This window comes from Pseudonocardia sp. DSM 110487 (assembly GCF_019468565.1).
In the GTDB taxonomy this organism is placed as follows: Bacteria; Actinomycetota; Actinomycetes; order Mycobacteriales; family Pseudonocardiaceae; genus Pseudonocardia.
Genome location: NZ_CP080521.1, coordinates 1,075,867 through 1,096,461, shown reverse-complemented (window position 1 = coordinate 1,096,461; position 20,595 = coordinate 1,075,867). Strand labels below are relative to the sequence as shown.

Here is a 20,595-nt window from a genome sequence, read left to right as displayed (position 1 = left end):
GGGATGCGACGGAGTCGGAACGCGCCAGGACCGGACCCCGATGGCCCTCCGGCTTGGGGGGTTTAGGGGATCGGACGGCGACTTGCCCTCCGGGGGATGACCGCGGGCACACGGCCATGGAGGCTCCCCTCGGAAAGGGCGAGGGGGCACCCATGAGTTACCAACTCGGGATCGATCTCGGGACGACGTACACGGCGGCGGCCGTATCCCGCGCGACGGAACAGCAGCACGCCGACCCGGAGATGGTGTCGCTCGGCGACCGCTCGGTCCAGGTGCCGTCCGTGCTGTACCTCGCGCCCGACGGCGGCATTCTCGTCGGCGAGGCGGCCGAGCGGCGGGCGGCGACCGATCCGGACCGCGTGGTGCGCGAGTTCAAGCGGCAGCTGGGCGACGAGATCCCGCTGGTGGTCGGCGGCCGGCCCATCCCGGCCCACGAGCTGGCCGCGATGCTCGTGGCCTGGGTCGTCCAGCGGGTGGCCGAGCGCGAGGGCGCCCCGGCCCGGCGGATCGCCCTGACGCACCCCGCTTCGTGGGGGCCCCACAAGAAGGATCTGCTGCACGGCGCGCTGGCCGCGCGCGGGCTGAACGTGACGTTCCTGGCCGAGCCGCAGGCCGCCGCCCTCAGCTACGCGGCGGCGGAGCGGGTGGAGCGCGGGTCCACGATCGCGGTGTACGACCTGGGCGGCGGCACGTTCGACTCCGCGGTGGTCCGCAAGAACGGCACGTTCACGCTGCTGGGCCGGCCGGAGGGCATCGACCGGCTCGGCGGCGTCGACTTCGACGACGAGGTGTTCACCCACGTCCGCGAGGCCATCGGAGGCGCGTTCGACCAGCTCGACCCGGCCGACGAGACGGTGGTGGGCGCGGTGTCCCGGCTCCGGCGCGAGTGCAAGGAGGCGAAGGAGGCGCTGTCGGCCGACACCGAGGTGCGGATCGCCGTCCTGCTGCCGGGGCTGCAGACCGCGGTGCGCCTGACCCGTGGCGAGTTCGAGGCGATGATCCGCCCACAGCTCGAGGACAGCGTCGATGCGCTGCACCGCGCGGTGGCGTCGGCGGGCCTGGCGCCGTCCGACCTGAGCGCCGTGCTGCTCGTGGGCGGATCGTCGCGGATCCCGCTGATCGCCCAGCTGGTCTCGGCCGCGTTCGACCGTCCGGTGGCGGTGGACGCCGACCCGAAGAACGCGATCGCGCTCGGCGCCGCACTGTCGATCTCACCGCGCCCGGAGTCGTGGCCGGCCGCGAACATCCCGCCGGTCCCGCCGTACGCACCACCGGTGCCCGCACCGGTGCCGGCCGCCCTGACGACGCCGCTGCCCCCGGCCGCGGACCCGCCGCGGCCGCCGGTGCCGTCCCTGCCGCCGACCGTCTCGCCGCCGATGCCGGTTGGCAGTGGATCCCGCCGGCCTGCGGTGGTGTTCGGGGCAGGCGGCCTGCTCGTCGCGGCCGCGATCGGCGCCGCCCTGCTGTACGGGCCGGACAACCCGAACCCGGCCCCGACGAGCGGCACGGCAACCTCAGCGGTGGAGGTCCCCCAGCTCACGGACGCCCCGAGCCCCGAGCCGGCGGCCGTCGAGAACCAGGGTGGCAACCAGGCACCGGCACAGAACCAGGGCAGGGTGGCGCCGCGGCAGCAGAACGGCGGCGGCCGGCCTGCACCGCAGGAGCAACCGGACGAGAACGACAAGCCCGACCCGCAACCGACCACGACAACGACGACTCCGCCGACGTCCACCCCGACAACCTCCACCACGCAGCCGCCGTCCACCGTGCCGCCCCCAACCCAGCCGCCCTCGACCGGGACAGGCACGGGGAACACCGGCCCGTCGACGAACGGCCAAGCGGGCGAGGAGCTCGGCGGGCAGCAGGTGCCGGCCGACAATCCATCGGGCGGCGACCCGGAGGACGCTCCCGCAACGTAGCCGTAGGACTTCACACATCCAGCCCCCACTTCACACAAGGCGGGCCTTGTGTGAAGCGGGGGCTGAGTGTGTGAAGTCAGCGGTACCGGGCGGGCGGGGAGGTCACGCCGCCGGGAAGTCGGCGGAACGGCTCAGGTCGGCCCACCGCTGCGCCTCGGCGGTGCGCTCGCCGGCGGAACGCACGGCGAGATCGACCGCGGTCGCGCCCAGCAGCAGACGCCGCGGTGGGTCGGGCATGTCCACGACGTCGAGGATGATCTTCGCGGCTCGTGCCGGGTCGCCGGGCCAGCCGGCGGCCGTGGCCTCGCGCACGCGGTTGACCTCGCCCACCGTCTTCTCGTAGTCCGGCCCGACGTCGGCACGAACCATCGACGTCGTGCTCCACTCGGTGCGGAAGGGCCCTGGCTCGACGATGATCACCTTGATGCCGAGCGGCGCGACCTCGGCGCCAAGCACCTCGGAGAAGCCCTCGACGCCGAACTTCGCGGTCTGGTACGCACCCATCCCGGGGGTGCCGCCGACCCGTCCCCCGATCGACGAGAACTGGACGATGTGGCCGGAGCGCTGTGCACGCAGCACGGGCAGGGCCGCCCGGGTCACGTTGACGACACCGAACAGGTTGGCTTCGATCTGCGCCCGGAAGTCGTCCTCGGCCATCTCCTCGATCGGCGCGCTGTTGGCGTAGCCGGCGTTGTTCACCACCACGTCCAACCGGCCGAACTCGTCGACGGCGGTGCGCACGGCGGCACGGGCGGCCTCGGCGTCGGTGACGTCGAGCGCCACTGCTCGCACCTGGGCGCCGTACTCGGCCACCAGCCCGTCCAGGTCGGCCGGCCGCCGCGCGGTGGCCACCAGGTTCTCTCCGCGCTCCAGCACCGCGCCCGCGAGCTCCCACCCGAATCCGCGTGAGCTACCGGTGATGAGCCAGGTCTTGACCATCGGTCTCTCCTCTCTCGGTCACCTAAGTCTACACTCGTAGACATGCCTCGACGCCGTGATGCGGCCGCCACTCGGGACGCGATCCTGCGCTCGGCGCTCGTCGCGTTCACCCACCACGGCTACGACGGGGTGGGGGTGCGGGAGATCGCCGGAGCCGCCGGCGTCACCGCGATGCTGGTGAACCGCTACTTCGGCTCGAAGGAGCAGCTGTTCGCCGAGGTCGTCGAGGCGGCGTTCGCGCAGCGCACGCTGATCGCCGACGACGTCGAGTCGATGAGCCGGTTCGCCGCCGCCGCACTCGTGGCAGCCGAACCCCGGTCGGTCGACGGCTTCCTGCTGATGCTGCGATCGGTGGCCAACCCAAAGGCCACGGAGATCCTGCGCAACGCAATCGAGCTGCGTTTCCAGCGCCCGCTCGAAGCGCTCCTGCCCGGGGCGGACCGCCGGGAGCGGGCCGCGCTGTTCCTGTCCGTACTGGCAGGGGTGCAGCTCATGCGGCAGGTCGTGGGCAGCCCGGCGCTCGCCGGCACCGACCCGGCAGCGCTCGAACGACGACTGCGCCCGCTGTTCGAAGTGCTGGTCGCCGAAGAGGACCTCCCCTGAGGGGCGAGCCGGCCGCAGTCGGTGTCGGAATGTCGCCCACCGCCACGGAGTTCGTTGCAGTGTGAAGAAGATTGGGTTCCTGTCCTTCGGACACTGGTCGGACTCGCCGCATTCGATGGTGCGGTCGGGGGCGGACGCCCTGCTGCAGTCCATCGAGCTCGCGGTGGCCGCGGAGGAGGCGGGCGCCGACGGCGCGTACTACCGGGTGCACCACTTCGCCCAGCAGCTCGCCTCGCCGTTCCCACTGCTCGCCGCGGCGGGGGCGCGAACCAGCCGGATCGAGCTGGGCACTGCCGTGATCGACATGCGGTACGAGAACCCGCTCTACATGGCCGAGGACGCCGGTGCCGCGGACCTCATCTCCGGTGGCCGCCTCCAGTTGGGCATCAGCCGGGGTTCACCGGAGCAGGTGATCGACGGCTTCCGCTACTTCGGGCACGTGCCAGCTGAGGGCATGAGCGACGCCGACATGGCCCGCGAGCACACCAAGGTGTTCCTCGAGGTGCTCAAGGGCGAGGGCTTCGCCCGGCCGAACCCGCGCCCGATGTTCCCCAACCCACCGGGCCTGCTGCGGGTCGAGCCGCACTCACCGGGTCTGCGGGACCGGATCTGGTGGGGCGCGGGCACCCGGGCCACCGCGGAGTGGACGGCGGAGCAGGGGCTGAACCTGATGAGCTCGACGCTGCTCTCCGAGGACACAGGCGTGCCCTTCCACCAGCTCCAGGCCGAGCAGATCCAGCGGTTCCGGGACGCGTGGAAGGTGGCGGGACACACCCGCGAGCCGCGCGTCTCCGTCAGCCGCAGCATCTTCCCGATCGTCAGCGACATCGACCGGGAGCTCTTCTGGCGGGAACGGGGCAGCACCGACCAGGTCGGCCGGCTCGACGGCGGCACCGCCCGGTTCGGCAAGACGTATGCCGGTGAGCCGGACAAGCTGGTGGCCGAGCTCGCCGAGGACGAGGCGATCGCCGCCGCGGACACGCTGCTGCTCACCGTTCCCAACCAGCTCGGCGTCGACTACAACGCGCACGTCATCGAGAGCGTGCTCACCCACCTCGCCCCGGAGCTGGGCTGGCGGTGATACCGCCGGAGCGGCAGAGCAGGCTATGACTGCGCGCATGGGACTGCGGTTCACCACACGCCGGTCGGACTCGCCGTGGGTCGATGCCGTGTGGACGTGCACCAGCGACCAGGTCAGCGAGATGACCTCGGTAGCGGCGACGCGATGCGGGCTGGTCTTCTGGGAGCGCGACGGGAGGCACTACGCGGGGGTGAGCGGACCAGAGACCGCGACCGGTACCGCGCCGGTCCCGGAGGAGGCGACCTTCGTGGGGATCGAGTTCGCGATCGGTACCTCCCTGCGGAGTATTCCGCCCTCATCGCTCACCGACGGTGGGGTGGAGCTCCCGGACACGACGCGGAGGTCTTTCCAGCTCGCCGGGTCGCGCTGGGAGAGACCGGGCCCGGACGACGCTGAAGCCCTGGTCGAGCGCCTCGTTCGGGACGGCGCCGTCGTTCGCGACCCGATCGTCGGCGAGGTGGTACGTGGCGGCCGTCCCCAGATGTCGGATCGCACTCTCGAGCGGAGATTCCGAGCGGCGACCGGCCTCACCCGGGGTGCCGTGCGCCAGATCGAGCGGGCACGCGAGGCGGCCTACCTGCTGGCCGTGGGGAAAGGGGCCACCGATGTCGTCGCCTCGCTCGGCTACTTCGACCAGCCGCACCTGGCGCGAGCACTTCGCCGCTACGTCGGGCGCACCGCCACCCAGCTGCACGAAGGCAGCGGCGGCGCCCTCGCGCTGGACCTTCCTCAGCCGACCACGTCGTAGAGCAACTTCACGACGCCGTTCGGGTAGCCCTGCGACTCGCGCAGCCGCAACTTCTGCCTGTCGCGGTCGGCGTCGCTGAACAGGCTCTTACCTGCACCGAGCAGCACCGGGAAGACCAGCAAGTTGTAGCGGTCGATCAGTCCCGCGTCCGACAGCCTGCGGGCCAACTCGGCGCTGCCGTGGATGAAGATCGCCCCACCCTCGCCCTTCTTGACCTCCGCGACGTCGGCGGTTGAGCGCAGGATCGTGGTCTGGCCCCAGCCCTCGACGATGGCGTCCTCGGAGATCGTCGAGGAGACCACGTACTTCGGCAGGTCCTTGTACGCCGCGTGGTCCTGCGAATCGCGCCACGTCGGGGCGAAGGCCTCGTAGCTGCGCCTGCCGAACATCAACGCCGTGGTCTCGGTGAGTTCCTCACCCTTGAGCGCGAACGCCTCGGGCAGGAACTCGACGTCCTTGATCACCCAACCACCGCTGCGGTGCTCCTCACCCGGGCCACCGCCGGGGGAGTCCACGACGCCGTCGAGCGACATGAAGGCGGTGTAGACGAGGTCGCGCATGCTGCGGTTCTCCCTTCCCGGTCCGACGGCGAGCGGGCCGTCGACGTCATCGGCCTGCACACGTTATGCGGCAGGTGTCCGCGGGTCTTGGACAGAACCGACACCCGGATCTGGGTTGCCGCGAGTCACTGATCGCGTTGAGCCACGAGCACCACGACCGGGCCTATTGGTCCCTCGGCGGGAAGCCGCAGTTCGGCTACCGGTCGTAGTCCTGCCTGCTCGACCAGCGCGGCGAGCTGTTCCGGTTGCCATTGGTAGGTCGTCCAATTGACAGCGACACCGCCGTAGGCCTCGGTACGAGCCACATCGGCGTCCCCCACGTGCGTCGCGATGATCAGTTGCCCGCTCGGCATCAGGGCCCTGGCGAAGGACGACAGGACCTGCGGCAGAACGTCGCGAGGCAGGTTGAACAACGACCACCACCCCAGCACTCCACCCAACGAGGAGTCGGCCAGATCGAGATCGGTCGACGAGGCCACGCTGAAGCTGCACTGGGGGTACAGCCGGCGTGCGTGCTCGATCATGCGAGGCGACAGGTCCACGCCGGACGCGGCCACACCGCGATCAACCAGATACGCCGTCACGCTGCCTGGGCCGCACCCGACGTCGAGTACCGGCCCCAGCCCGCCGACCGCGTCCGCGAACAGGTCCATCGCCGCTCGTAGCCAGGGGTGAGCACGAATGTCTCCGAGACCGGTGGTCGCCACCATCTCCACGTAGTTGTCCGCGACCCGGTCGTAGGACTCGCGAACGATGTCGAGATCGGCAGGACGACGCACTGATGACGGGGAGCCCATGGGACCGACCCTAGGAGAGGCAGCAGACCAGTTGCGCCAGCGACGCGCACAGACCTCAGAACGTGCAGGAGAGGGCTCGCGCCATCCGGCTGCTGCCGGCTCTACCGCGGTAACGCCCGGTCTCGGCCCGGACGTCAAGAAGTTTGCCGATGGTCGGCGATTGTTTGCGACAGTGCGTATCGCCCGACAACCGCTTGAGGGTGGCCACCCGCACCGTATCTGCGTACCGCGCCGAGCCCGGCCTTCAACGCCCATCCTCGGCCGCGAACCCAGGTGTCGTCGTCGACACCAGATGCTTCACGGAACAACTGCCGCGTCTCTGCAGTCAGTAATGTCCATGCCGGCACCATGTCGACAGCAGAGTCGCCCGCGCCCATCAAGTCGAAATCAATCACGGCGCACAATGCGCCTCCGTCCGCCAAGAGATTCATCGGGAACAAGTCCCCGTGGATCCATGTGGAGAGCTGGCACGCTGGCACGGCCAGCGCACTATCCCACACGGCGGCCGCCAGCACTTCGTCAACCATGCCCATTGCGCCAAGCGCACGTATATCGGAGCGGACTTCACCGCGGTCGCCCTGCAAAGGGTGGGGGCGTAACGAAGCCGGAACACCCGCGACCTCGATGTTCCGGAGCGCAGCCACAAACTGGCCAAGTCGCACCGCAAGGTCTGAGAGATCAACATGAGGGTTGCTGTCCAAACTCACCCCACGAAGCCACCGAAATATCGCCCATGGCCGGCGGAATGATTCATCCGGGGCGCCCGCGGCGACGGGAACCGGCACGGCCAACGGCAACTGCGCGGCGAGCCATGGCAACCACGTCAGTTCCATGTCGACGGCCGCCGCCGACCCGGGATGGAGCGGAAGACGCACCACCAAGTCGTCACCGAGACGAAACAACGCGTTGCCCGCCCCTGCGGAAGGCCCCTCCGTGATGGGTCGGTCAGCCCAATGCGCGAACTGCCGATCCAGCAGCCCGCGCACCGTGGCTACTGACACGCTCGGTTGGTTGTCGTTCACCTTTCGACTGACGCCGGCACCCGACGGCACCGATGAGTCCGGGGCGCTCGCCGGGTCTGATCAGTCATGCCCACCGCGAGAACCGCCCGCCGCATGTTCGAGCTCCTCGAGCCGATCTGCCTGGTCACCTACTTCGCCGACGAGTCCAACGATGAGCTGGCCGCGCTCGGCCACCGCACCTACTGGGACGGCTACTTCGCCAGCCGCGCCGCACCGCTGGGCCGGGTGCCGGCGCAGGTCGTGCACGCGGCCTTCTACAGCTTCGCCGACGGCGAGGCTGCGCGGCACATCCCGAGCGCGTGGGAGACGATCCCGCCGGAGGCCTCCTTCGCCGCGTGGCGACGGGGCAGCGCGGCGTCCGTACGGCGGATTCTCGGCGAGGAGCTGGCTCAGTCCCCCGGCCTGGCGCGCGCCGCCGACCTGACCACCAAGGCCGCGACGAGCGCGCCCACGCAAGGCCGGGTGATGTACGCCGGGTGGCGTACCCTTCCGGTGCCCAGCGACCCGGTCACCCGGCTGTGGCACTCCGCGACCATGCTCCGTGAGCACCGCGGGGACGGGCACGTCGCCGCTCTCCTCTGCGCGCGCATCGGCGGTGCGGAGGCCCACGTGCTGTCCGCGCTGGAGCAGGGCATCCACCCACCGGAGTCGTTCGGGCGGATCCACCACCTGCCGAAGGAGCGGCTGGCCGAGGTCATGGACGGGCTGCGCGAGCGCGGGCTCGTCGACGCCGACGGCTGGTTCACCGACGCCGGCCGCGAGACCAAGCAACGCATCGAAGCCCTTACCGACGAGCTCGCCGCCCCGCCGTACGACGCGCTCTCCCCCGCCGAGCTCGACGAGCTGGTCGCCGCGCTCGAACCCATCACCGCGACGCTGGTGGCCGCGGGATCGCGGTGACGAGCAGCGACCGGGCGGAAGAGTCGGGTGTGGAACCTGACCAGCGGTCAGACGTTGAACCGGAACTCCACCACGTCACCGTCGGCCATGACGTAGTCCTTGCCCTCCATCCGCACCTTGCCCGCGGCCTTGGCCGCCGCCATCGATCCGGCCTCGACGAGGTCGTCGAAGGACACGATCTCGGCCTTGATGAACCCGCGCTCGAAGTCCGTGTGGATCACGCCGGCCGCCTGCGGCGCGGTGGAGCCCTTGCGGATCGTCCACGCCCTGGACTCCTTGGGGCCCGCGGTCAGGTAGGTCTGCAGGCCGAGGGTGTGGAAGCCGGCGCGGGCCAGCGAGTAGAGCCCCGGCTCGTCCTGGCCGATCGACTCCAGCAGCTCGCGGGAGGACTCCTCGTCCAGCTCCAGCAACTCGGCCTCGACCTTGGCGTCGAGGAACACGGCATCGGCAGGCGCGACGAGCGCGGCGAGCTCCTTGCGACGCCCCTCGTCGGAGAGCACGGCCTCGTCGGCGTTGAAGACGTAGAGGAACGGCTTCGTCGTGAGCAGCGACAGCTCGCGCAGCGGCTCGCGGTCGACGCCTGCCGCGAACAACGTTGTGCCGCCGTTCAGGATCTCGGCGGCGCGCTCCGCCGCCTCCAGCGCCGGACGGCGGTCCTTCTGGGTGCGCGCCTCCTTCTGCAGGCGCGGCACGGCCTTCTCCAGGGTCTGGAGGTCGGCGAGGATCAGCTCGGTGGAGATCGTCTCGATGTCGCTCGCGGCGTCGATGCGGCCCTCGACATGCACGACGTCCGGGTCGTCGAACACGCGCACGACCTGGCAGATCGCGTCGGACTCGCGGATGTTCGCGAGGAACTTGTTGCCCAGCCCCGCACCCTCGGACGCACCCTTCACGATGCCCGCGATGTCGACGAACGACACGGTGGCCGGCACGGTGCGCGCCGACGAGAACATCTTGGCCAGCACGTCGAGGCGCGGATCGGGCAGCGGCACCACCCCGACGTTCGGCTCGATGGTGGCGAACGGGTAGTTCGCGGCGAGCACGTCGTTGCGGGTGAGGGCGTTGAACAGCGTCGACTTGCCGACATTGGGCAGGCCGACGATGCCGAGGGTGAGTGACACGGGGCTCCAGGGTAGTCGCGGCGCGCCGACCTCCCCCTGCCCCGGGTAAGGGTGCCCCCGAGATCGATCACGGGTTTGCCCGGATGCAGCCGGAGGCCTCCGAACGGCAGCGTGACCGGAGTGATCCGTCGCCATCCCTCGCCGTGCTGACGGCCATCCTCCATGCCGTTGCCGCATGGCCGCCGCCCGTGGTGCTGGCGGCCGCGAGTGCGCTGCTGATCGTGGAGAGCGGATCGCTCCTCGGCATCCTCCTGCCCGGCACGACGCTGCTCGTCGCGCTCGGGCTGTGGACGGTGGCCGCCCCGGACGCGCTCGCCCTTGCCGTCGCGGTGGCGGCTGTCGCCACCGTCACCGGCGCTCACCTCGGATGGCTGCGCGGGCGATCCGGCGCCGCGAGCGGCCGGCTCGCCGATGCGCGCATTCAGCTGGCGAGCACGTGGCTCGCCGAGCGCGGCCGACCGGCCACCGCGATGCTCCTGGCGTGCGGTCACTGGGCGGCGGCCGCCCGACCGGTATTGCCGCGGGTGGCGGGCGCGGCGGGAGTGCCGTACCGCATGGTCGGGCCGGTGCTGATCGTGTCGGGCAGCGGGTGGGCGGCAACGCTCGTGCTGCTGGGCAACCGGGTCGGCGCGTTCGTGGTGACGACAGCGGCCTGGGTCCCGATCCTGCTGGTGGCGGTGCTGGTCACGGCGCTGGCGCTGCGCTCGCGATTCGGATGAGGACCCTCTCATCCAGGCCTCATCTCCATGGAACGCCGCGCGACGAGCCTGGATCGGTGACGACTGCACCGCTCTCACTCCTGCTCGGTCCCGAGGCACCCGAACTGCTCGCCGCGGCCATCGACGGCTACGGCAGCAGGCTGCGCGCGCTCCGGGTGACCACGGTCGGTGTGCAGCCGAGCGGCGCCACCGTCGTGCAGTACGCCGCCGATGTCGACCGCGCCGACGGCCGCCGCACCCGGGAGACGCTCGCCGCCACCACCGGCGACCGCATCCCGGATGGTGCCGCGGTGCTCGCAGGCCACGGTGTCCACGTCGGGGTGTGGCGCTGGCCGCAGGACCCGGCGTTGCCCGCGCTCGCCACCGCGACCGATCCGGTCCGGCTCTCCGCGGCACTGAGGTCGGCCGGGCTGCCCCGGGACGACGTCACGCGGATCCGGACGCGGGCCTACCGGCCGGGACGGCGGGCCGTGCTCGAGGTCGACGGCGGCGGGCCGCGGCTCTTCGTCAAGGTGGTCCGGCCACGGGCCGTCGCGGCGCTGCGGGAACGGCACGACCTGCTTGCCGCGCACGTGCCCGCGCCGCGCCCCCTCGCGGCCACCGCTGACGGGATGCTCGTCCTCAGCGAGTGCCATGGCACGTCGCTGCGGTCGCGCCTCAGCGGCGATCTCCCGCTGCCGGCCCCGGCCGACCTCGGCGAGCTGCTCGACGCCCTCCCGCCCGCGCTCCTCCACCTGCCGCGCCGCCGCACCCACCTGGAGCGAGTACGGCATTTCACGGCGGTGCTGGCCGCCACCGCGGTCACCGGGGAGGCCGAACGGGCGCGGCTCGACGCGCTGGCCACCGCGCTTGCGTGGGCCGATCCGGGTACGCATCCCGACGTCGCCGTGCACGGCGACTTCTACGACGGGCAGCTGCTCTGCGGCGAGCAGGGCATCACCGGGCTGGTCGACGTCGACACGGCCGGTCCAGGTCACCGCATCGACGAGTGGGCCACGCTGCTCGCCCACCTGTCCGTGCTCGCCCTGCACGGCACCGCGGCCGCCCGGCCCTACGGCGCCCGGGTGCTCACCCACGCCGAGGAACGGTTCGCGCGCGACGAGCTGCGTCCCCGCGTGGCCGCGGCGGTGCTGGGCCTCGCCACCGGGCCCTTCCGGGTGCAGCAGGCCGGATGGGCGCAGCACACGCGGGCCCGCCTCGAGCTCGCCGAGCGGTGGACGGCCGGATGAGAACGGCCTCATCCCGCTCTCCCGCGGTCCTCACCGGCCGCCGCGATCGTGGATCACGTCAATCCGAGCACTCCTGAAGGAGCATCCACATGTCCACCTGGAAGGTTCTCACCATCGGCGCGGCCCTCACCGGCCTCGGCGTCGCAGGCGCCGGTATCGCGGCGGCCGAGGAGGGCGTCCCCGCGGCGGCGCCGCAGCCGATCTCGGTCTCGGCCGCCGCGGACACCGTCGGGGCGCCGCTCGCCGCCGACCCCTCCCCCGAGTCAGCGGACTCCCCGTTCGAGAGCCCGGTCGACTCGCCCGAGTCGCCGTACGACAGCCCCGACGACCACACCCCTGACGACGACAACACGCCGGACGACGACACTCCCGACGACGACTGACGGGGGCTGCAGGGGTGCGTGCGGCAGGGCGGCCCGCGCACCCCGTCCCCGGCGAGCACCGCTCGTCGCGCCTCATCGGCCGTTCGCGGACCCCCGCTAACGCGGCCGGGGCCGGGCCGATGGTCTGAGTGGAGCTGTCGCCGGTGTGGAAGGGTGATCTTCGTGCGGTTCCCGCCCCGACTCGTCCTCGTAGCCTCGGCCATCGCCATGGTCGCCGCCAGCAGCAGCGCCGTGCTGTTGATGCCCGGGAACACCCAGGCCGCCGCCGTGCCGGTCCCCGAGATCACCTCGCCCGCCCAGCAACAGGCTCCCTCCGCCGCGGAGCCGGCCGCCACCCCCGGGCCCGCGATCACCGGCGCACAGATCGCCGCCCTCGCCCTCGCACCGGCCCGCGAGCGAGCCGCGGCCCTCATCGAGGAGGAGTCCCGCGCCGAGGCCGAGCGCATCGCGCGGCGGGCCGGCGACGACGACCGGTGGGACGATCTGCGCGACGAGATCCGCGACGCCTGCGACGACGGCCGGATCCGCGGCGAGATCTGCCGGTCGAACTAGCGTCATCGAGCTATCTGGACGGCCCCTTGAACCCGTCATCCAGGCGATACCCCATCCCACGCATCGTGACGATCCGTTCAGCGCCGAGCTTGCGGCGCAGGTAGCGGACGTAGACATCCACCACGTTCGACCCGGGATCGAAGTCGTACCCCCACACGTGGCTGAGCAGCTGCTCCCGGGTGAGGACCTGGCCCGGGTGGCGCAGGAACGTCTCGACGAGTGCGAACTCGCGGGCCGAGAGGTCCACGGTGCGCCCGTCGACGTGGGCGCGCCGGGTGCGCAGGTCCAGCTGCAGGTCCCCGTGCGAGAGCACGGTGAGCTCGGGCGTCCGGTGCGAGGCCAGCCGCAGCCGGACCCGCGCGAGCAGCTCCTCGAACCGGAACGGCTTGGGCATGTAGTCGTCGGCGCCGCCTTCGAGGCCCGCGACGGTGTCCTGCACGCTGTCGCGCGCGGTCAGCACGATTACGGGGATCGGGCAGCCGTCCTCCCGCAACGACCGCAGCACCGCGAACCCGTCGAGGCCCGGCAGCCCGATGTCCAGCACCATCAGGTCGAAGCCACCGGTCATCGCGTAGTCGCGGGCCGATGGCCCATCGCCGACCACGGTGACGGCGAACCCGTTCGCCGACAGCCCCTTCTCGACGAACGCGGCGATGCGCGGCTCGTCCTCCGCGATCAGGATGCGACTCACCGTTCGGCCTCGCTGGCGCTCGGCCGACGCTTCGCGCCGACGCTGTGTCTATGGTTCGCTCGCTGACGCTCGCTCACCGAACCTCCACGGCCGGGATCTCCACGGTGAACGTCGCCCCGCGCCCCGGAACGCTGTCCAGCAGCACCTGCCCGCCGTGCGCGACGGCGATGGCCCGCACGATCGACAGCCCGAGGCCCGCGCCCTCCGAGCGGCGGGCGGCCGGGCCGCGGGCGAATCGTTCGAAGATCCGCTCACGGTCGGCGGAATCGACGCCGGCGCCGGAGTCGGCCACCCAGAACCGCAGCCGTCCGCCGGTGACCTGCGACCCGATGGCGATGCGGTCGCCGGGACCGGTGTGACGGCAGGCGTTGTCGGCGAGCGCGACGACGGCCTGCGTGATGCGCTGCGGATCCAGCCGGGCGTCCACATCGGCGGCGGTCTCGAGCACCCACTCCCGGTCGCCGAGCTGCTCGACCTTCTCGACGACCTCCGCGGTGAGCGAGGCGACGTCCACGGGCTCCACGTGCAGGAACGACGGCTGCTCGGAGCGGGCGAGCAGCAGCAGGTCCGACACCATCCGGTTCATCCGGCCCAGCTCGTCGTCGACGAGCGCGACCGTGGCCCGCACGTCCTCCGGGTCGTTCGGGTCGAGGACCTCCAGGTGGCCTCGCACGATCGTGATCGGGGTGCGCAGCTCGTGGCCTGCGTCGTCGGCGAACCGGCGCTGGGCCGCGACGCCGGACTCCACGCGGTCGAGCATGGCGTTGACGGTGCGGACGAGATCGCCGAGCTCGTCGGACTCCTCCGCATCGGGGATACGGCGGGACAGGTCGGTGTCGGTGATCGTCCGTGCGGTCTCGGCGACGTCGCGCAGCGGCCGCAGGATGCGCCCGGCCACCAGCCACGCCGCGGCCCCCGCTCCGAGCACGGTGACGCCGCCGACGACGAGCATGAGCTGGGCAGCGGTGTTCGCGGAGGCGCGCTCGGCGTCGGCCAGGTAGGCCGCCACGATCACGCCGCCGGCCGGGTCGCCCACGAGGGTCACCGGGATCGCGAGGTAGTGCACCTCGCCGGCGGCAGGGCTCTCGTATGTTCCGGAGCGCGGGACGTCGACCCTCGCCACCAGTGCGGCGAACGCCGGGTCAGCCGCGAGCACCGCGGGCGTGCCGGGCTCCTGCCGGCTCTGGGTGCGGTAGACGCCGTCGACGTAGCCGAGGAACTTCTCGTTCGGGCGGGCCACGTTGTAGGCGATCGCCTCGCCGATCACCTCGTCGACCGTGCGGAACGGCTGGCCGGTGCGCGGGTTGATCCCGGCGGCCGTGTACCCGGCGAACTCGTCGACCTCGGATCGCAGAGCCTCGTTCATCCGGTGGTCGGTGGCCTGGATCAGCAGCCGCCACGTCACGAGCGTGACGACGCCGAGCGCGAGGAGCACGAGCAGCAGGACCCACCCGATGATCCGCGTCCTGGCCCGGGTCGGGCGCCACCGGTGGACCGGCGGGTCGGGCGTGGAGGCCATCTCTGTCCTTGCGGGCGAGGTGGAACGGTGCTGGGCGCCAACATCCTCGCTGACACGGAGATCAGTCGTCGTCATCCGGGCCGTCATCGTCGGGGCCGTCGCCGTCGGGGAGGTCGTCGTCGCGGCCGTCATCGTCGTCGTCGACGGGTGGGGGTGGGGCGACGTAGCCCTCGGAGTCACGCGGGGCCGGCCCCGCCGGAGCCGGCAGCGGTGCGGGCGGCGCGGCGGGTGCCTCGACGGTGATCGGTTCGATCGGCGGCGGTTCGGGGTCCGCGGCCGAGCCCAGCGCGACGGCCCCGGCCAGGACGCCGACTACGAGCAGCACGGCCGTCGCGATGATCAGGGGGAGGCGCACGGGCCCGATCCTGGACTCCGCGCGTGGCCCGTGGATGAGAGCCGGATGAGAGGGCTCTCATCCGGCGGCAGCGTCCGATTTCCGCCAGTCGAGGGCGGTTCCGGGTGGCAGAGTCATGGGCGTGCTGCTCGATCAGGAACGTTGCTACCGCGCCGTCGCCTCACGCGACGCCCGCTTCGACGGGCACTTCATCACGGCGGTGCGCACCACCGGGATCTACTGCCGGCCGTCGTGCCCCGCGGTGACGCCGAAGCGGCACAACGTCGAGTTCCTGCCGACGGCGGGGGCGGCCCAGCAGCGCGGGTACCGCGCCTGCCGGCGCTGCCAGCCCGACGCTGTGCCGGGCTCGCCCGACTGGAACCTGCGCGCCGACCTCGCGGCGAGGGCGATGCGCCTCATCGCCGACGGAGTCGTCGAGCGCCAGGGCGTGCCGGGGCTCGCGGCCCGGCTCGGCTACTCGGAGCGGCACCTGAACCGGGTGCTCACCGCGGAGCTGGGGGCCGGCCCGCTCGCCCTCGCGCGGGCACACCGGGCGCACACCGCCCGGCTGCTCATCGAGACCACACCGCTCGGAATGGCCGACATCGCGTTCGCGGCCGGGTTCGCCAGCGTGCGGCAGTTCAACGACACCGTCCGCGAGGTATACGGCGTGCCACCGACGACGCTGCGCGCGGAGGCGGGTCGTCGCGGCAACACCACACCGGCCGTCGCCGGCACGCTGGTGCTGCGGCTGCCATACCGCCAGCCGTTCGACGCCGACGGGCTGCTCACGTTCTTCACCGCCCGCGCCATCACGGGCGTCGAGTCGGTCGAGGACGGCACGTACCGGCGCACCATGCGGCTGCCGCACGGCGCGGCGACGGTGGCGCTCGACTTCACGCCGACGCCGCGCAACGGCCACGTCGTCGCCACGCTGCGGCTCGCGGATCCGCGCGACCTCGGCCCCGCGGTCGCCCGGCTGCGGAGGCTGCTCGACCTCGACGCCGACCCGGAGGCCGTCGACGCCGCGCTCGGCGCCGACCCGGACCTCGCACCGGCCGTCGCGGCAGTGCCGGGGATCCGGCTCCCGGGCACGGTCGACGGCGTCGAGACGGCGCTGCGCGCGGTGCTGGGCCAGCAGGTCTCGGTGGCCGCCGCCCGTACCGCGGCGAGCCGGCTCGCCGCGGCGCTCGGCGAGCGGCTCCCTCCCGGGCTGGCCGGTGACGGCCCTGGCGTGCTGTTCCCGACCCCGGAGGCGATCGCCGAGCGGGCCGCGGACGTGCTCACCGGACCGCAGCGGCGGATCGCGACCGTGCTCGGGCTCGCCTCGGCCGTGGCCGACGGCTCGCTCGTGCTCGACCCCGGCTGCGACCCCACCGAACTTCGCACGACACTCTGCGCAATGCCCGGCGTCGGGCCGTGGACGGCGGGCTACCTCGCGATGCGGCTGCTCGGCGACCCCGACGAGCTGCTCGCCACCGACCTCGGCGTGCGCCGCGGCGCAGCCGCTCTCGGCCTCCCGTCCGACCTCGCCGGTCTGACGGCACGGGCCTCCGGCTGGGCGCCGTGGCGCTCGTACGCCGCAACACACCTCTGGCGGGCGATGCCCGTCACCACCTCGAACGGGAGGACGTCATGAGCGCTGAGAAGAACACCGCCACCTGGGCCACGATCGACACGAAGATCGGGCCGTTCACCGCGGTCGTCGACGCCGACGGGGCCGTGCTGGCCTCTGGCTGGACCGCGCGGCTCGACGAGCTGCTCCCGCAGGTCCACCCGACCCTGCGGCCCACCGAGCTCGCCGAGGGCGACATCGGCCCCGTTGCCGACGCGATCGTCCGCTACCACGACGGCGACCTCTCCGCGATCGACGACGTGCCCGTGCGGCAGCGGTCGGGCGAGTTCCTGGTGCACGCGTGGGACGTGCTCCGTACGGTGCCGGCCGGCGCGCCGGTCACCTACACCGAGTACGCCGCCAAGTCCGGCCGTCCCGCGGCGGTGCGCGCGGCCGCGTCGGCCTGCGCCCGCAACGCGGCGGCCCTGTTCGTCCCGTGCCACCGGGTGCTGCGCACCGACGGCACGCTCGGCGGCTTCCGCTGGGGAGTGGAGATCAAGCAGGCGCTCCTGGACCACGAGAGGCCCTGATCTGGAGTCGTGAGTGGATACGCGCGCTATGGCACGCGTATCCACTCACGACTCGCTGGGGTTCGACCGTTCGTTCGACCGTTCAGCGATCAATCCGTCCGCGTTCCGCGTGCCTTCCGCGGATCGGCCGTCCGGTCCGTGACGCTGGTCGGATGGACACCGCGACCGTATCCGTGCTGCTCATCGGCCTGATCCTGGGCGCAGTGCTCGGCGCGGGTGCCGTGTGGTTCCTCCTGACGACCCGGGCCCGGCTCACCGCATCCGAGGCCGCGCGGGCCACCGCCGACGCCACGGCGATGCTCCGGGCCGACGCCGCGGGCTTGCGCGCCGAGCGGGCCGGTCTCGTGCAGCGGCTCGACGAGCTGACCGCCACGCACGACCTCGCGGTCGACCGGCTTCGCAAGGCAGAGGCGGAGGCTGCGGCCGCCGCGGCGGCGCTGCGCAGCGAACGGGAAGCGGGCGCGCAGCGGGAGGCCATGCTCACCCGGCGCGACGCCGAGCTGAAGCAGGCGTTCCAGGCCCTGTCGGCCGACGCGCTGGCCCGCAACAACGAGCAGTTCGTCGCGTTGGCGGAGGGCCGGATCAAGGAGGCGACGGCGGCGCTCACCGCGAAGGCCGACGGTGACGCCACGGCCCGCGCCCAGGCGATCGGCAAGCTGCTGGACCCGGTGGCCGCCACCCTGCAGCGGGTGGAGGGCCAGCTGCGCACCGTCGAGAAGGAGCGCGAGTCGGCCTACGCGGGGCTGCGCGAGCAGGTCACCGCGATGCGCGCCAGCTCGGAGCGGCTGCAGGACGAGACGAAGCAGCTGGTCAACGCGCTGCGGGCGCCGCAGGTGCGCGGGCGGTGGGGTGAGCTGCAGCTGGAGCGGATCGTGCAGCTGGCGGGGATGGTCGAGCACTGCGACTTCTCCACCCAGGTCGTCGCGCAGGGCGAGGACGGCGGATTGCGCCCCGACCTCGTCGTGCACCTCGCGGGCGGCAAGCAGGTCGTGGTGGACGCGAAGGTACCGTTCGCCGCGTACCTGGAGGCCGTGGAGTCCCGCGATCCCGACGTCCATCGGGAGCGCCTCACCGCCCACGCCCGTCAACTGCGCCAGCACGTCGACGCGCTCAGCGCGAAGAGCTACTGGGCCGCGTTCCAGCCGTCGCCGGAGTTCGTGGTGCTGTTCGTGCCGGGCGACCCGTTCCTGGAGGCCGCCCTGCAGTCCGATCCGGCACTCCTGGAGTACTCGTTCTCGAGCAACGTCGTGATCGCCACGCCCACCACGCTGATCGCGCTGCTGCGCACCGTCGCCTACACGTGGCGGCAGGAAGCGCTCGCGCGCAACGCCGCGCAGGTGCACCAGCTGGGCAAGGAGCTGCACAGCAGGCTCGCGACGATGGGCACCCACGTCGCCAAGCTCGGCCGCAGCCTCGACTCGGCCGTGGCGAGCTACAACCAGACAGTGTCGTCGCTCGAGGCGCGGGTACTGGTCACGGCGCGCAAGCTCACCGACCTGGGGGCGGCCGACGGCGACATCGACGAGCTCACCCAGATCGAACGCGCGCCGCGCACCGTGGCCGCCCCGGAGCTGGTTGCGTCGGCCGCCGACTCACTGATCGCGTTGCACGAGCTCAACCGCGTCGACCGGCCGGGTGAACGCACTGGCGGCGACGGACGCGGTGAGTCGCGAGCTACCGTGACGGGATGACCGACCCGGCAGGCGAGCGCACCCCCCGACGCCGCCCGTCCGCCGACTCCGCACGTGGCAGCGCCGCCCGCTCCCGGTCCGGCGCCCCCGGCACGAAGGCCCGTAGCAGCCGGGCCGCCGACGGCGGCGCACCGATGAAAGCGCGCAGGTCCCCGACCCCTCCGGAGAAGCCCGCGAGCAAATCGGAGCCGGAGCGTGGAACGGGTGGGCGGTGGCCGATGGCCGATCGCTCGGCGCTGCCCACCGTGCTGGGCGTGCCGCCGATCGCGGCGGTCGGGATCGCGGCGGCGCTCACCGCGATCGGCGTTCTCGTCGACCTGACCCGGATCGGCAACCTCAGCACCGTCTTCACGGTCTGCCACATCAGCGGTTGCGTGCTCGCGGTGATCTGGGTGCGCCGCAGCGGGCTCTTCGGACCGATGGTCCAGCCGCCGTTGCTCGTGGCCGCCGCCGTGCCGGTGGTGGTGCTGATGGCCGGCAATCCCCGCCCCGGCCAGGGGGTGGCAGAACAGCTACTGGTGATCGGGGCACCGCTGGTCAACGCGTTCCCGGTGATGGCGTGGACCACCGGGACCGTGCTGGTGCTCGGCCTGCTGCGGATCGTGCTGCAGCGCCCGCTCAGTGCTTGATCACTGGCGGGGCCTGATCGCTAGCGGGCCGAGCGCGCGGGGCGCAGCTCGCGAGGCAGCGAGAACCTGAGGGTCTCCTCTGCGGTGGTGACCTCCTCCACCGACTCCCAGCCGCGCTCGGCGAGGTGGGCGAGCACGCCGCGCACGAGCACCTCGGGTACCGACGCGCCGCTCGTGAGCCCGATCGTGCTGACGCCCTCCAGCCAGGCGTCGTCGATCTCGCGGGCGTAGTCGATGAGGTGCCCGGCCCCGGCGCCCGCGGTGAGCGCCACCTCGACGAGCCGCACCGAGTTGGAGGAGTTCTTCGATCCGACGACGAGCACGAGGTCGCACTGCGGCGCCATCGCCTTCACCGCCACCTGCCGGTTCTGCGTGGCGTAGCAGATGTCGTCGCTCGGGGGGTTCTGCAGCGCGGGGAACCGCTCGCGCAGCGCCCGCACCGTCTCCATCGTCTCGTCGACCGAGAGCGTGGTCTGCGAGAGCCACACGACCTTCTCGGGGTCGCGAACCTCGACGTTCGCGACGTCGTCGGCGGTCTCCACGAGCTGGATGTGCTCGGGCGCCTCGCCGGCCGTGCCCTCGACCTCCTCGTGCCCGTGGTGGCCGACGAGGAGGATGTCGTAGTCCTCGCGGGCGAAGCGCTTGGCCTCCCCGTGCACCTTCGTGACGAGTGGGCAGGTGGCGTCGATCGTGCGCAGCCCGCGGTCCTTCGCCTGGTCCCGCACCGCGGGTGAGACACCGTGGGCGGAGAACACGACGAGCGCACCCTCCGGCACCTCGTCGGCCTCGTCCACGAAGATCGCGCCGCGCTCGATGAGGGTCTCGACGACGTGCACGTTGTGCACGATCTGCTTGCGCACGTAGACCGGCGGTCCGTGCTGCTCGAGCGCCTGCTCGACGGCCTCGACGGCCCGGTCGACGCCTGCGCAGTACCCGCGCGGCGCGGCCAGCAGGACGCGCTTCGTAGCACCCGACATGCCCCCAGCCTACGGACCGGCCGCCCGCACAGCTCC

At 72.3% G+C, this 20,595-nt stretch carries 22 protein-coding genes; 13 read left to right on the top strand and 9 right to left on the bottom strand.

Translation table 11 applies throughout. The features are described 5' to 3' along the window. The first annotated feature begins 152 nt into the window (after positions 1 to 152). On the top strand, positions 153 to 1,919 hold the full coding sequence (locus K1T35_RS49610) for an Hsp70 family protein (RefSeq protein ID WP_220259041.1): 1,767 nt from the start codon (positions 153 to 155) through the stop codon (positions 1,917 to 1,919). Between the two features lie 102 nt (positions 1,920 to 2,021). On the opposite strand, the gene K1T35_RS05180 is transcribed toward K1T35_RS49610, so the two are convergent. Then, on the bottom strand, positions 2,022 to 2,858 hold the full coding sequence (locus tag K1T35_RS05180) for an oxidoreductase (RefSeq protein WP_220259040.1): 837 nt from the start codon (positions 2,856 to 2,858) through the stop codon (positions 2,022 to 2,024). Positions 2,859 to 2,900: 42 nt separating this feature from the next. Between K1T35_RS05180 and K1T35_RS05175 the strand changes: the two genes are divergently transcribed. From K1T35_RS05175 to K1T35_RS05165, 3 genes are all read left to right on the top strand, one after another. Further along, positions 2,901 to 3,461 (top strand): TetR/AcrR family transcriptional regulator, encoded by a 561-nt coding sequence (locus K1T35_RS05175; protein WP_220259039.1) that lies wholly within the window; start codon positions 2,901 to 2,903, stop codon positions 3,459 to 3,461. Between the two features lie 61 nt (positions 3,462 to 3,522). After that, positions 3,523 to 4,542 (top strand): LLM class flavin-dependent oxidoreductase, encoded by a 1,020-nt coding sequence (locus K1T35_RS05170; protein WP_220259038.1) that lies wholly within the window; start codon positions 3,523 to 3,525, stop codon positions 4,540 to 4,542. A 37-nt stretch (positions 4,543 to 4,579) separates the two neighbouring features. Continuing rightward, complete coding sequence (locus tag K1T35_RS05165) at positions 4,580 to 5,290, top strand: helix-turn-helix domain-containing protein (RefSeq protein ID WP_255621599.1); 711 nt, start codon at positions 4,580 to 4,582, stop codon at positions 5,288 to 5,290. Here the strand turns inward: K1T35_RS05165 and K1T35_RS05160 are convergent. The 3 genes from K1T35_RS05160 to K1T35_RS05150 form a co-directional block, all read right to left on the bottom strand. Continuing rightward, on the bottom strand, positions 5,272 to 5,850 hold the full coding sequence (locus K1T35_RS05160; RefSeq protein ID WP_220262399.1) for a dihydrofolate reductase family protein: 579 nt from the start codon (positions 5,848 to 5,850) through the stop codon (positions 5,272 to 5,274). The genes K1T35_RS05165 and K1T35_RS05160 overlap by 19 nt on opposite strands. Positions 5,851 to 5,975: 125 nt before the next feature. Then, positions 5,976 to 6,647, bottom strand: a complete 672-nt coding sequence (locus tag K1T35_RS05155) for a class I SAM-dependent methyltransferase (protein WP_220259036.1) — start codon at positions 6,645 to 6,647, stop codon at positions 5,976 to 5,978. A 134-nt stretch (positions 6,648 to 6,781) separates the two neighbouring features. Then, positions 6,782 to 7,669: an aminoglycoside phosphotransferase family protein gene (locus K1T35_RS05150; protein ID WP_220259035.1), complete on the bottom strand. Its 888-nt coding sequence runs from the start codon at positions 7,667 to 7,669 to the stop codon at positions 6,782 to 6,784. A gap of 66 nt (positions 7,670 to 7,735) precedes the next feature. Here K1T35_RS05150 and K1T35_RS05145 point away from each other — a divergent pair, with 66 nt between their 5' ends. Next, entirely contained in the window at positions 7,736 to 8,569 is an 834-nt protein-coding gene (locus K1T35_RS05145) for a MarR family transcriptional regulator (RefSeq protein WP_255621598.1), read from the top strand. Between the two features lie 47 nt (positions 8,570 to 8,616). Here K1T35_RS05145 and ychF read toward each other — a convergent pair whose 3' ends face one another. Further along, positions 8,617 to 9,690 carry a redox-regulated ATPase YchF gene (gene ychF, locus K1T35_RS05140; RefSeq protein WP_220259034.1) on the bottom strand — a complete coding sequence of 358 codons (1,074 nt, stop codon included), beginning with the start codon at positions 9,688 to 9,690 and terminating at the stop codon, positions 8,617 to 8,619. Positions 9,691 to 9,833: 143 nt separating this feature from the next. Between ychF and K1T35_RS05135 the strand changes: the two genes are divergently transcribed. The 4 genes from K1T35_RS05135 (at position 9,834) to K1T35_RS05120 (ending at position 12,573) form a co-directional block, all read left to right on the top strand. Further along, complete coding sequence (locus tag K1T35_RS05135; protein WP_220259033.1) at positions 9,834 to 10,409, top strand: hypothetical protein; 576 nt, start codon at positions 9,834 to 9,836, stop codon at positions 10,407 to 10,409. A 56-nt stretch (positions 10,410 to 10,465) separates the two neighbouring features. Next, a complete protein-coding gene (locus K1T35_RS05130) occupies positions 10,466 to 11,638 on the top strand; it encodes an aminoglycoside phosphotransferase family protein (RefSeq protein WP_220259032.1) in 1,173 nt (390 codons plus the stop codon). Positions 11,639 to 11,727: 89 nt separating this feature from the next. Beyond that, entirely contained in the window at positions 11,728 to 12,021 is a 294-nt protein-coding gene (locus K1T35_RS05125) for a hypothetical protein (protein ID WP_220259031.1), read from the top strand. Between the two features lie 162 nt (positions 12,022 to 12,183). Then, a complete protein-coding gene (locus K1T35_RS05120; protein ID WP_220259030.1) occupies positions 12,184 to 12,573 on the top strand; it encodes a hypothetical protein in 390 nt (129 codons plus the stop codon). 10 nt (positions 12,574 to 12,583) lie between these two features. Here K1T35_RS05120 and K1T35_RS05115 read toward each other — a convergent pair whose 3' ends face one another. The 3 genes from K1T35_RS05115 to K1T35_RS05105 all read right to left on the bottom strand — a co-directional run bounded on the left by K1T35_RS05115 (position 12,584) and on the right by K1T35_RS05105 (position 15,138). Further along, on the bottom strand, positions 12,584 to 13,264 hold the full coding sequence (locus tag K1T35_RS05115) for a response regulator transcription factor (RefSeq protein ID WP_220259029.1): 681 nt from the start codon (positions 13,262 to 13,264) through the stop codon (positions 12,584 to 12,586). A gap of 73 nt (positions 13,265 to 13,337) precedes the next feature. Next, a complete protein-coding gene (locus tag K1T35_RS05110; RefSeq protein ID WP_220259028.1) occupies positions 13,338 to 14,783 on the bottom strand; it encodes a cell wall metabolism sensor histidine kinase WalK in 1,446 nt (481 codons plus the stop codon). A gap of 61 nt (positions 14,784 to 14,844) precedes the next feature. Further along, the gene (locus K1T35_RS05105) at positions 14,845 to 15,138 is read right to left on the bottom strand and encodes a hypothetical protein (protein ID WP_255621597.1); all 294 of its coding nucleotides are present in this window, start codon (positions 15,136 to 15,138) and stop codon (positions 14,845 to 14,847) included. Between the two features lie 115 nt (positions 15,139 to 15,253). Between K1T35_RS05105 and K1T35_RS05100 the strand changes: the two genes are divergently transcribed. The 4 genes from K1T35_RS05100 to K1T35_RS05085 all read left to right on the top strand — a co-directional run bounded on the left by K1T35_RS05100 (position 15,254) and on the right by K1T35_RS05085 (position 19,582). Then, complete coding sequence (locus K1T35_RS05100) at positions 15,254 to 16,756, top strand: DNA-3-methyladenine glycosylase 2 (RefSeq protein ID WP_304940843.1); 1,503 nt, start codon at positions 15,254 to 15,256, stop codon at positions 16,754 to 16,756. Continuing rightward, on the top strand, positions 16,753 to 17,262 hold the full coding sequence (locus K1T35_RS05095) for a methylated-DNA--[protein]-cysteine S-methyltransferase (protein WP_220259026.1): 510 nt from the start codon (positions 16,753 to 16,755) through the stop codon (positions 17,260 to 17,262). The genes K1T35_RS05100 and K1T35_RS05095 overlap by 4 nt, the downstream gene beginning before the upstream one ends. A gap of 152 nt (positions 17,263 to 17,414) precedes the next feature. Beyond that, a complete protein-coding gene (rmuC, locus tag K1T35_RS05090) occupies positions 17,415 to 18,953 on the top strand; it encodes a DNA recombination protein RmuC (RefSeq protein WP_220259025.1) in 1,539 nt (512 codons plus the stop codon). Beyond that, entirely contained in the window at positions 18,950 to 19,582 is a 633-nt protein-coding gene (locus tag K1T35_RS05085) for a DUF6542 domain-containing protein (RefSeq protein WP_220259024.1), read from the top strand. Before rmuC ends, K1T35_RS05085 begins: the two co-directional genes overlap by 4 nt. A gap of 20 nt (positions 19,583 to 19,602) precedes the next feature. Here K1T35_RS05085 and K1T35_RS05080 read toward each other — a convergent pair whose 3' ends face one another. Next, on the bottom strand, positions 19,603 to 20,559 hold the full coding sequence (locus K1T35_RS05080; RefSeq protein WP_220259023.1) for a 4-hydroxy-3-methylbut-2-enyl diphosphate reductase: 957 nt from the start codon (positions 20,557 to 20,559) through the stop codon (positions 19,603 to 19,605). Between the last annotated feature and the right edge of the window lie 36 nt (positions 20,560 to 20,595).

Coding starts and splice junctions, on each gene's coding strand:
- K1T35_RS49610 (WP_220259041.1), top strand. CDS start 153: ATGAGTTACCAACTCGGGATCGATCTCGGGACGACGTACACGGCGGCG.
- K1T35_RS05180 (WP_220259040.1), bottom strand. CDS start 2,858: ATGGTCAAGACCTGGCTCATCACCGGTAGCTCACGCGGATTCGGGTGG.
- K1T35_RS05175 (WP_220259039.1), top strand. CDS start 2,901: ATGCCTCGACGCCGTGATGCGGCCGCCACTCGGGACGCGATCCTGCGC.
- K1T35_RS05165 (WP_255621599.1), top strand. CDS start 4,580: ATGGGACTGCGGTTCACCACACGCCGGTCGGACTCGCCGTGGGTCGAT.
- K1T35_RS05160 (WP_220262399.1), bottom strand. CDS start 5,850: ATGCGCGACCTCGTCTACACCGCCTTCATGTCGCTCGACGGCGTCGTG.
- K1T35_RS05155 (WP_220259036.1), bottom strand. CDS start 6,647: ATGGGCTCCCCGTCATCAGTGCGTCGTCCTGCCGATCTCGACATCGTT.
- K1T35_RS05145 (WP_255621598.1), top strand. CDS start 7,736: ATGCCCACCGCGAGAACCGCCCGCCGCATGTTCGAGCTCCTCGAGCCG.
- K1T35_RS05125 (WP_220259031.1), top strand. CDS start 11,728: ATGTCCACCTGGAAGGTTCTCACCATCGGCGCGGCCCTCACCGGCCTC.
- K1T35_RS05110 (WP_220259028.1), bottom strand. CDS start 14,783: ATGGCCTCCACGCCCGACCCGCCGGTCCACCGGTGGCGCCCGACCCGG.
- K1T35_RS05100 (WP_304940843.1), top strand. CDS start 15,254: ATGGGCGTGCTGCTCGATCAGGAACGTTGCTACCGCGCCGTCGCCTCA.
- K1T35_RS05095 (WP_220259026.1), top strand. CDS start 16,753: ATGAGCGCTGAGAAGAACACCGCCACCTGGGCCACGATCGACACGAAG.
- rmuC (WP_220259025.1), top strand. CDS start 17,415: ATGGACACCGCGACCGTATCCGTGCTGCTCATCGGCCTGATCCTGGGC.
- K1T35_RS05085 (WP_220259024.1), top strand. CDS start 18,950: ATGACCGACCCGGCAGGCGAGCGCACCCCCCGACGCCGCCCGTCCGCC.
- K1T35_RS05080 (WP_220259023.1), bottom strand. CDS start 20,559: ATGTCGGGTGCTACGAAGCGCGTCCTGCTGGCCGCGCCGCGCGGGTAC.